Source organism: Micromonospora sp. WMMB235 (genome assembly GCF_001855515.1).
GTDB lineage: Bacteria > Actinomycetota > Actinomycetes > Mycobacteriales > Micromonosporaceae > Micromonospora > Micromonospora aurantiaca.
The window spans coordinates 3,164,264-3,173,501 of sequence record NZ_MDRX01000001.1; the positions used below are offsets into that span (position 1 = coordinate 3,164,264).

Annotated in this window: 7 protein-coding genes, 1 tRNA gene and 1 pseudogene; 2 read left to right on the forward strand and 7 right to left on the reverse strand. The window is 69.9% G+C overall.

What is annotated here, in order from left to right:
* Positions 1–104: 104 nt before the first annotated feature.
* The 5 genes from BFV98_RS13245 to BFV98_RS33000 all read right to left on the reverse strand — a co-directional run bounded on the left by BFV98_RS13245 (position 105) and on the right by BFV98_RS33000 (position 6,550).
* A complete protein-coding gene (locus BFV98_RS13245; RefSeq protein ID WP_013284414.1) occupies positions 105–737 on the reverse strand; it encodes a hypothetical protein in 633 nt (210 codons plus the stop codon).
* A 318-nt stretch (positions 738–1,055) separates the two neighbouring features.
* Positions 1,056–1,838: an IS5/IS1182 family transposase gene (locus BFV98_RS13255; RefSeq protein ID WP_071095663.1), complete on the reverse strand. Its 783-nt coding sequence runs from the start codon at positions 1,836–1,838 to the stop codon at positions 1,056–1,058.
* Between the two features lie 288 nt (positions 1,839–2,126).
* Entirely contained in the window at positions 2,127–2,807 is a 681-nt protein-coding gene (locus BFV98_RS31485) for a recombinase family protein (protein WP_176921693.1), read from the reverse strand.
* A 535-nt stretch (positions 2,808–3,342) separates the two neighbouring features.
* Positions 3,343–3,418 (reverse strand) — tRNA-Lys (locus BFV98_RS13265).
* 63 nt (positions 3,419–3,481) lie between these two features.
* Entirely contained in the window at positions 3,482–6,550 is a 3,069-nt protein-coding gene (locus tag BFV98_RS33000) for a VWD domain-containing protein (RefSeq protein ID WP_071096484.1), read from the reverse strand.
* A 77-nt stretch (positions 6,551–6,627) separates the two neighbouring features.
* Between BFV98_RS33000 and BFV98_RS13275 the strand changes: the two genes are divergently transcribed.
* On the forward strand, positions 6,628–7,362 hold the full coding sequence (locus BFV98_RS13275; RefSeq protein WP_013284411.1) for a trans-aconitate 2-methyltransferase: 735 nt from the start codon (positions 6,628–6,630) through the stop codon (positions 7,360–7,362).
* Positions 7,352–7,861: an SRPBCC family protein gene (locus tag BFV98_RS13280; RefSeq protein ID WP_013284410.1), complete on the forward strand. Its 510-nt coding sequence runs from the start codon at positions 7,352–7,354 to the stop codon at positions 7,859–7,861. The genes BFV98_RS13275 and BFV98_RS13280 overlap by 11 nt, the downstream gene beginning before the upstream one ends.
* A gap of 158 nt (positions 7,862–8,019) precedes the next feature.
* Here the strand turns inward: BFV98_RS13280 and BFV98_RS31905 are convergent, their stop codons facing one another.
* Together BFV98_RS31905 and BFV98_RS13285 are read right to left on the reverse strand one after the other, a co-directional pair.
* Positions 8,020–8,469, reverse strand: a complete 450-nt coding sequence (locus BFV98_RS31905; protein ID WP_167545735.1) for a hypothetical protein — start codon at positions 8,467–8,469, stop codon at positions 8,020–8,022.
* Positions 8,470–8,543: 74 nt separating this feature from the next.
* Positions 8,544–9,016 (reverse strand): annotated as a pseudogene (locus BFV98_RS13285) (hypothetical protein); the annotation flags it as partial.
* Positions 9,017–9,238: the final 222 nt, after the last annotated feature.

Sequence of the window (9,238 nt, forward strand, 5' to 3'; positions counted from 1 at the left end):
CGTCACCAGAGTCTGCTCCACGCCCCGTTCCCTCATGGCGTCAGCGTAGGCCAGGCTCCGGTCGGTCCGAATCAGCTCTAGCTTCTCCGCCCACCGAGGGATATTCAGACAGAGCCGACGCCATCAGCGCCATCGGCAGCCGCCTCAGGTAGGTCGATCAACCGATGACGCGTGTCGCCCATCCTCGGGGTGCGCCACACCTGCTCGTGGGGCCAGTGCTGGTGCAGAAGGTCGACCGTCGTGACCGCCACCGGCGCCCGCAACGGCCGGCTCATCAGATCCGCCAGCAGGTTGGCCTCCCGGGCCGCGTCGCGGGCGATGACCAGCACCGCACAGACCGGCACGACGGGGTCGGTGCGCCGGTAACCGGCCAGGACCCCGCCGAGGCCTGCGGTGGACTGCTCGCGCTCGGCGATGGCATCACCGACCGGACCTGGATCGACGTGCGCCAAGTACCGCACGCACCGGCCGTCTTCGAGCCACACTCCATACCCGTCAGCACGTAGATGCGCCATATCCCGCTCCCGCAACCACACCGACGTGTCCAACGTCGCCGACCACTGGAACAACCCGCACCGGCCTGGATCCTGCCGAGACACCGCCAGCAACGCCAGGAACAATAGGTAATGCACAGCACCCCACTGTCGCTGACCCAAGTGCAGCGGCACCAACCGCCCGGAGACTGCGAGGTCGCGGGCGAGCAGCTCGGTGCCCTGCTTGGTGATCCGGTACCCCACGCGTGCGCCCGGTCCTCCGCCGACCGCTCCCGGCCCACCAGCCCCGCAGCGTGCGGCCACGTCAGGTTCCGGTGCGCGGTTAACCGAGGCACCCCCAGCACCACCGCGACGTCATCCGTCGTAGCCACACCGTGCAACGCCAGGAGCGACAGGATTGGCCACCGCCGAGGCGTCACCTGCACACCCTCGGCCGCCCACCGATGATCCCCTACCCATCAACGGCCGGCCATCCCGATCGAAGCCGGTGGCTCCACGATGGAGCTTCCACACCCTCAAAACGGGGTTTGTGAGACGTTTTCCATGATCACTGAGCCCTTTTCATCCTGCGTAGCGGTTGGCTTCGACGTGATGCAGAACGAGGATGGCCTGCACGATCGGGGTCGCTCGCCGTGGACAGCAGCGCAGCTTGGTCAGGATCTTCCAGGTCTTGAGGGTGGCGATCGCGCGTTCGCCGCAAGCGCGGTTTTGCGCGTGGGCGCGGTTCACGGCCTTCTGCCGGCGTGACAGCTTCGGGCGGAAGCGGCGCCGTTTGAACGGTGTGCGCAGGCTGCCGCGGGCTCCTTGGTAGCCCTTATCGGCGAAGGTCATCACGTCTTCCCTGGTCAGTGCGTCGATGATGCCGTGGGTTCGGGCTGCGGTCAGGTCGTGGACCGAGCCGGGCAGCGCTGGTGAAGCCCAGACGAGCCGGCCAGCGGCATCGGCGATGACCTGCACGTTCACGCCGTGGTGCTTGTGTTTCCCGGAGTAGTACGGCTTCTGGTCGGCGACCCGGTCGATCGGTATCAGGGTGCCGTCCAGGATCGCGTACGCCAGTCGGCGGATCCGTTCCATGGCGGTGGCCAGGTCATTGGCGGCCGTCGCGAGCAGGGCTATCGCTTCCTGCACGTAGCGCCAGGCGGTGGCGACACCGATCTCGAAGCCGGCGGCGAGGCGGGTGTAGGTGTCGCCGTTGCGCAGATGAGCCAGAGCGAGCAGCGCCTGCCGGCCGGGGTCGAGGCGCCGCCACCGGGATCGGCGCTGTTGACGGTGGCCGCGGATGCGTTCGGCGAGGTGGTTCAGGGTGCGGCTGGACAACGGAATCGTGGCGGGGTAGGACAGCATGGCGAGGCTCCCGGTTGGGGCTTCGAGTCTTGGTCGACAGCTGTCCTACCTGGAGCCTCGCACCCATCGATCACCGGGCCTGCCACACCCCTCCTGAGCTGCAAGATCAGCTTGGAAAAGGTTCACTGTTCATGGATTCATCTGAAAAGCTGATGATGGAAGCCGCAGAACCGGCATTCCGCCTTCAGGCAAAACCGGGCCGTCTCCGACGCCAAAGGACCGATGACCACGGCCAGCCGGGGACCTCGCTGGCCCGGACCCCGCCGCGTCCCCACCGACGCCACGCCTTTAAGCCTCTTCCGCGGATTTCTCGATAGATGCACAGCTTTGATCATTCAAACAATCTAGGAGAAACCGCCGATACTGCCGAGCATCCTGCGTGCGCAGCAGACGTGAGACGTGCGAGGGATACCAGCGTTCACCGCCACCCGGGGTTGGCGCCCCTTTCTCATTCAATTGCTCTGCGATATCGACTTGGCGGACGCCCAGCAGGGACTTCTCGACCACTGCCCGAAGCACGTCGTCCTTACAGCGCCTGGGGCGTCCGAGCCGTATGCCGATGGAACGGGCCTCGGCGAGGCCTTCTATGGTTCGTGCAGAGCGCAGGCCACTGCTGCCCACGTTATCGGCCTGATCGTCGAGCATGTCATCAAGGATTTCCAGCGCCCAGCCGAACTCGATGGCGTGACGTCTGAGCCCTCCTGCGATGAAGTTGGTTGGGCCGAGCCGGTCCCACCGCGTGACGAACAGTGCTTGAGCGGCGCCCATCTCCAATCGTCTCAAGGCTTCCGGTAGTCGCACGGGGCGTTCGGCCGCCTCATCGCGGATCGTCCACACGAGTTCGTACGGCACGGGAAGCTGGCGGGCGACGACTGCCCGGCGGATCGCTGCCGCCTGCGCGCTCAAGACCGCAGCGGACTCCTCCGGCAAAGAGCGTACGTAAGCAAGAACCGGCACCGTTCGGCGCATCGGACCACGGTACGCGCTCCCCCGCGTTGACGTCACGGTGCACCACCCGCACGTCGGAACAGGCTGACCAGCAACGCAAGTACTCGGAAGGCATCGTTGCGTCGCTGCCGCTGCGGGTGCAGCACAGCCACCGCGGCTGCCAAGGCGGCCAGCGCCAGGAAGACACCCAAGGCGATAGCTAGCAGGGAGCCACCCGGCAGGTCCCCCAAGATCATATTGCCCTCCCTCTCGTCGTGAAAGAAGAGAGGGAGACCGACGTGGACGACCGAATACAGATTCGCCGGGCGATGGTCCGTTCCCACTAAACGATCGCATCTTCCTTGTGCCCAAGAGCAAACAGAACCGACATAACTGGCCTACAGGGTCCTGCAGCCACGCTCCCGCCGACCGCCGACGGCTCGACGTAGCCGCATCGTCTCGGCCACGCTGGCCCGGTCCACCGGCTCCCGAGCAGTCGCCGAGCAACCGCCCGGCAACCACGTACACGAAAAAGGCCCCGACCCGGTGTGAACCACCTGGTCAGGGCCTTGATCGTTGGTGCGCCGCCAGGGACTCGAACCCCGAACCCGCGGATTAAGAGTCCGCTGCTCTGCCAGTTGAGCTAGCGGCGCTCGCTGACAACGGGACGAGACGTTAGCACGCCCGCACACCACCCCGGAAACGCAGGGTCGGCCTCACCGCAGCGCCAGCGTGACCTGCCCTGTCGCGGCCCCGGACGGGTCCACCACCAGGGTGTACGCCCCGGAGGCCGGCAACACGGTTGGCCCGATTTCGCCGGCCCCGTTGATCACGCAGCCCGTGCCGACGGTGCTGCCGTCGGGCGCGTGCAGGGCCAGCACGCCGCACTGGTCCGGCAGGTCGGAGGCGGTCGCGCTCACCGTCACGGACGCGCTGGCCGTGACGGTGAACCGGTAGCCGGTGATCGCGCCGGGCCGGTCCACGACGGCGACGACAGGCGGTCCGCCGACCGAGATCGTCGCCTCCCGGTCCCGGCTGGCGATCAGCCGCAGCGTGGTCGTGCCGGTGCCGCGTTCGGTCGGGTCGACCACCACGGTGTACGTCCCGTCGGCGGGCAGCAGCGTGCCGTCGATCTCGCCGGCGCCGTTGATCACGCAACCGCTGCTCAGCAGCCGTCCCTCGGCGTCCCGCAGCTCCAACGGCGAGCACTGGTCGGTGAGCGTGCTCGTCGGCACCTCCACGTAGACGCGCTCCCCCGCGCGCCCGGTGAACCGGTAACGCGCCCACGCGCCGGGTTGCGCGACGGTGGCGGTGACCGCCGGGCCGTTCGGCTGCACCGTGCCGTCGCTGTCCCGGGCCGAGTACACCCGCACGGCGGCGCGGCCGGTGTCGCCGGGTGCGGCGACGACCCGCAGCGCGTACGTGCCGGTGGCGGTGAGGTCGACGCGGTCGACGTACCCGGCGCCCTTGATGTTGCATCCGCTGGCGATCTCCCGTCCGCCCGGCTCGGTGAGCACGTACGGCGAGCAGCGGTCGCCGATTCCCGGCGCGGTGGCGTCGACGAAGACGGCGTCCCCGGCGCGGGCGGCGAACGTCAGCGGCTCTCCGCCGGGGGTGAGCGTGGCGGTGGCGACGGGTACGGCGGTGATCGGGGTGGCGGCCGGCGGGGCGACCCGTTCGGTGGTGGCGCCGGCCACGGCGAACTCGGGTCGGCCGCTGACCGCGACGTCGAAGACGCATTCGGCGAGCTGGGCGGGCGCGGTCACGCCGGCCCAGCGGCAGACCTGTTCGGCCGCCGCGCGCCGGGCCGGGTCGAGGTCGCCGACGGTGACCTCCCGTTCCGGGAACGCGCGGTCGGTGAAGGTGCCGGTGTCCTGCCCGTCGTCGTAGTGCAGCAGCGAGCGTTCCGGGGTGATCCGCCAGCTGTCCGCGTACGCGGGATAGAGCTTCCCGAACGGCACCGGCTGGGCCAGCGCCGCCCCGGAGGCGGGCGCGATGTCGTCGTCCGGGTCGCCGTCGAAGTCGCCGAGCAGTCCGCGTACCTTCCCGGCCCTGGTTTCGGCGAGCCGGACCAGCACGCGGTAGCCGTACCGGCCGATCTGGTCCACCGCCGCCGCGGACCCGTCCGGCCACGTCACGTCGTACCCGTCGGTGGGGCCGGTGTCCGACGGACGGCGGGTGAGGATGCCGCCGCCGACCAGGTCGGTGCGGTCCGGCAGCGCGGCCGGTGACGCGCCGTCGACGTGCACCCGGGTGCCGCCGTCGGTGAGGGTGAGCGCTATGCGGTGCGCGCCGATCCGGAACGCGACAGCCGAGTTGACCGAGGCGGTACGCGTGCCGGCCATCGGGGCCTGCCGGACCTGCACCTCCAGCGGGTCGCCGCCGGTGGACGCGACCAGCGTGAACTCGCCGACGGCCTGGAAGTCGTAGGCGACCCGGTCGAACGTGACCAGGTGCGGGTCGCCGTTGCTGCCGCCGCAATCAGCGCCGTCCTCGCAGAGCTTCACCGGGCCTTTCGGCGGCGGTGTCTTCTTGGCCGGTTTCTTGCACTCGTCGAGGTTCTTCGGCAGCGGCTTCCCGTCGTACTCGGTGCGCGGCGGCAGCCCTTTCGCCGCCCGGTAGCGGTTCTCCGCGAGCGTCGCCTTCACCTCGGCGGTACGGATGCCGGTGCCGCCGCACTCGCCCTGCGGCACCGCGTTCCGGGAGATGTCGTCGGCGTGGTTCAGCTCGTGGTAGAGCGCGGCGCACGGGTCGCGGGCCACCCCGTCGCCGTACGGGTCGGTGGAGTTCGGGTTCCACGTGACGGTCGAGGAGCCCTTGCCGTCGGCGCTGTCCGGCGTCTCGAACGCGCCCGATCCACCTGTGGTCGGGATGATCCGCACGCGGGGACTCTTCTTGTCGCGCAGCCGGGGCAGCAGGCCGGACGGGTCGCCGCCGGGTAACGCGAACCCGGCCAGGCAGCCGTCGACAGCCGCCTGGAAGTCGACGCCGCTGACCGGCACCCCGGCGGTCGGGTCGACGCCGTAGTCGGCCCGCGCCGGCCGGGCACCACCGCCGACGTACGCGCCGACGGCCACCAGCAGCACCAGGGCCACGGCGGCGGCTGTCGGCCGGCGTCGTCGGCATACCAGCAGCAGCACGACCAGCGCGACGACGAGCAGCGCGAGTGCTCCCCCGCCGACGAGCCAGAGCCAGCGCCGGCCGGTCCCGCCGTCGTCGGACACGGTGAACGTGGCGGTCCGCAGCGCTGTCGCGCCCGCACACGGGTTCGTCGCGCCGGTCACCGGCAGCGTCACGTAGCCGGCGGTCACCTCGTACCGGCCGGGTGCGCCGACCGGCCAGAGCGTGTCCAGCCCACCGCCGTCCGGGGTGGCGGCCACCGAGCGGAGCACGACCTCGCCGTCGCGCAGCCGTACCCCGGTCGACGCCACGACGGCGGTCGCTCCCGGCTCCACTGTGGTGAGCCCGGCGGTGGCGGCGGCGCCGATCCCGTCCTCGAAGAAGCTGCGGGCCAGCGTCGGCTCGACGTCGCGCCCGTCCCGGCGTACCCCCGTGACCTGCACGGTGCCGACGGGCCCGGTGGCGAGCGCGCACGCCGACCCGGTCGTGTTCGTGACGGTGAGGTCGAGGCGGACCTGGTCCCCGGCCTGGTAGTCGGCCTGGCCGGGCCGCAGGGCCAGGCCGAGGCCGCCGTCGGCGGGCGCCGCGGCGCCGCTCGCCGACCCGGTCGCCAGAGCGGTCGCGAGTACGCCGAGCGCCGCCGCCAGCCGCAGGGTCCACCTCATGGTGCGGACTGTAGAAGCGGGTGGGCCGGTTTCCGCGCGGTCTGTCGGGGACCGGTCGGAGCCGTATCCTGCTGGTGATGAATGTCTTCGGCACGGTCGCCGACCTTTACGAGCGCGCCCGGCCGGGATATCCGCCGGAGATCGCCGGGTCGATACTCGCCTACCACGGCGGCGCACCGGCGTCGGTGGCCGAGGTCGGCGCGGGCACCGGGAAGGGCACCGAGGTGCTGGCCCGCCTCGGTGCGCCCCTGACCTGCGTGGAGCCCGACGCGCGAATGGCGGCCCGGCTGGCCGAGCGGTTCCCGGAAGCGCGCATCGAGGCAACGACGTTCGAGCGGTGGTCGCCGCCCGCCGGTGGGGTGGACGTGCTCGCCTGCGCGATGGTCTGGCACTGGCTGGACCCGGCCACCCGCAACGCCCTTGCCCGCCGCGCCCTGGCGCCCGGCGGCACCCTCGCCGTCTTCGGGCACCGCTACGACTACGCCGACGCCGCCCAGCAGGCCGCCGTTCGGGCCGCACTGCGATCCGTCGACCCCACCGTCCGGGAGCGGCCCGTCGACTGGTTCCACCGGGACGTCCTCGACAGCGGACAGTTCGACGACGTACGCCGCGAGGTGTTCCGGCGGGAACTGCCGCTGGACAAGGAGCGGTACCTGGCGCTGATGCGCACGTTCGGGCCGTACCTGTCCCGCACCCCGGACCAGCAACGACGCGGGATCGCCGCGCTGGACCGGCTGGTCGACGACTTCGGCGGCACCGTCGTGCTCGACCTGCGGACCACGCTGGTGCTGGGCCGGGCCGATGCTCGGTGACCGGTGGGGTGTCTCCGACGACGAGACACGTCGCCGGTACCCGTGCGACCACTTCGTCCCCGCGCCCACGTTGCGGGCGTGGCGCGGGGTGAGCGTGGACGCGCCACCTTCCGCCGTGTGGCGGTGGGTCGCCCAGATCCGGCTCGCGCCGTACTCGTACGACTGGATCGACAACCTCGGCCGCCGTTCACCGCAACGGTTGGTGAACCTTCCCGAGCCGGTGGTGGGCGAGGCGTTCACGACTGCCGGCGGGCGGCGGCGGGGCCGGATCCTCGCGGTCGAGCCGGGGCACCACCTCACCGGCGAGATCATGGGCGCGGTGCTGTCGTACGTCCTGGTGCCCGACGCCGGGAACACCACCCGCCTGCTGCTCAAGGTGGTGATGCGGACGAACCCGGTGATCGCCCTCGGTGGCTGCCTCGGCGACCTGGTGATGGCCCGCCGGCAGTTGCTGAACCTCAAGCGGCTCGCCGAGTCCGGCGATGGGTCGGCTCGCTGACCGTCGTGGCTAGACCCCCGGATACGTTCACGACCGGCAGAGGTTCTCGACCTACGCTACGCCGATGGCCGGGCTGGTCAGTGGCTCTCCTTACCCTGATGACGGCCATCGGCCCGTTGCTGTGGTGGATCGGCGTGGGCACCGCATCTGCACCCTGCTCAGCAGCTGCCAGCAACCGGTGCGCGCAACTCCGCACTTCGTTCTCGCCCGGTTCGCGCTATCGAAACTCCCCCAGCTGGTTCATCAACGTCATCCGGAGAGCTGGTGAAGAGTTCAACTCCGGTTGACGAGATTGCGTACGACGAGTCGCCGTCGAAATCAACCGTGAGACCGCCCTGAGCTAGCTCCTCAAGCACGGCCGCGAGAGGCCTTCCCGTTAATTGAGTTCCACCAAGTGACACGGCTGTTTCGCCTCCGATCTCTATGAAGGCGAGGCGGTCCAGCTCGTCGTAGGACAGCATGACCATTCCATCTTCATAGATGTCGGTCACCCCCGTGCCCGGCACTCGCTCGAAGGCCTTGTAGCTTCCGAGCCGCTCGCGGTGACTGGAACGGCTCTCCCCGAACCGGGCACGATCAAGGCCGACCCCAGGCAGGACTTCCAACACGCTTGCCCCCAGAATGATCGCAGCCTAGAAGCGTGAAAAGGAGTTGGACAGCTGAATACCCATGGCCATCCCGTTATCAGCTCATGCACCCGCGCCAGATGATCACGGACTGCTCCGGATCGTCGTTCGCCGACACCACACCCGACGGAACAGCCCGTCGTAGTCCGGGCCGCCCTTGCCATCGATCAACGCGAACTGCACCGCCGGACTCGCCGCGAGCTGACAGAACCGGGCGTTCAGCAGTGAGGTCTTGCCGAAGCCGGCCAGCCCCGCGACCACCACCCCGACACGCCCCAGGAACGAATGGTGACCGGCTGGCCATCAGCGTCAACACCCGCTGACCATGTCCGCGCGTGGTCGGCGGTCGTGGTCAGCCCGTCCCAGGCGTCGGTTGGGTGAGCGGGTCGACCAGCAGCGCCCGCAGCCGGACCAAGCCGGGACGGACTTGTTCTACCCGTACCTGGGGCACGCGCCATGCGCCGGTGAGATGCCCGGCGGCGTTCTGGAACTCGGCCAGGCCGAGCCGGTCGACCGTCGAGGCGTCGACCACGCCGAGACCCCGCCGGCAAGCCAGGTCGGCCAGCCGAACCATCTACCTACTCTTATCGATATATCGGCATGTGTTGCGAGTATCTGACAGCAGCCGTGACAGCAACCGCCATGAACTACAGCGCACGTCCACGCACGGCGTGACAACACGACTACCGCGGCGCCCGATCGGGCGCCGCGGTAGTCGTGTTGTCAACCGAGGGGCGTCAACTCGTAGCTG